This is a genomic window from Gluconobacter sp. P1D12_c (genome assembly GCF_018812105.1).
Classification (GTDB): domain Bacteria; phylum Pseudomonadota; class Alphaproteobacteria; order Acetobacterales; family Acetobacteraceae; genus Gluconobacter; species Gluconobacter oxydans_A.
This window is the reverse complement of record NZ_JACSIQ010000273.1, coordinates 1-535: the sequence shown is the minus strand read 5'-3', so window position 1 is coordinate 535 and position 535 is coordinate 1. Positions and strand designations below refer to the sequence as shown.

The 535-nt window shown below is 55.9% G+C and carries 1 protein-coding gene and 1 pseudogene; both read left to right on the top strand.

Features of this window, described 5'->3' with window-relative positions; genetic code table 11:
- A pseudogene (locus KP705_RS20320) lies at positions 1-118 on the top strand (recombinase family protein); the annotation flags it as partial.
- A 37-nt stretch (positions 119-155) separates the two neighbouring features.
- Positions 156-535: plasmid recombination protein (locus KP705_RS16700; RefSeq protein ID WP_252348437.1), on the top strand; the 380-nt coding region annotated here is incomplete at its 3' end.

Below are 535 nucleotides of genomic sequence, written 5' to 3'. Positions count from 1 at the left end.
GTATGATACCGGCGATTACTCCATCAGCGATCTTTCAGAACTGTTTTCTATTTCTCGGCCAACTGTCTATCGAACTCTCAGCAGAACAGCCTCAACGTTCTTGTTGGGTTCACTCTAAGCGTACGTAAAGTACACTTTCGTGTCGTGACCCCTATTTGAACGAGGCGTTGCGCTGGATTCAGGAGCGGCACGGCAAGGACAACGTGATCGCTGCCATCATTCACCGGGACGAAAAAACGCCGCACCTGTCGGCCTACGTGGTGCCAAAAGACCCCGATACAGGCCGCCTGAATTGCCGCCGGTTCCTCGGTGGTGCCAAGGCCCTGAACGAGATGCAGACCGACTTTGCGCGAGTTGTGGGACGCCCTGTCGGACTGGAACGCGGCATCGAAGGAAGCAAGGCCACCCACACCAAGCTGAAAACCTACTACGGGGCGCTAGAACGGGACGCACCCGAGCACAAAAACCTGACCCCTGCTGACCTAGAACCGCAGGTGCTCAAGAAGGGGATTTTTACCCGTGTTGTGGAAGACCC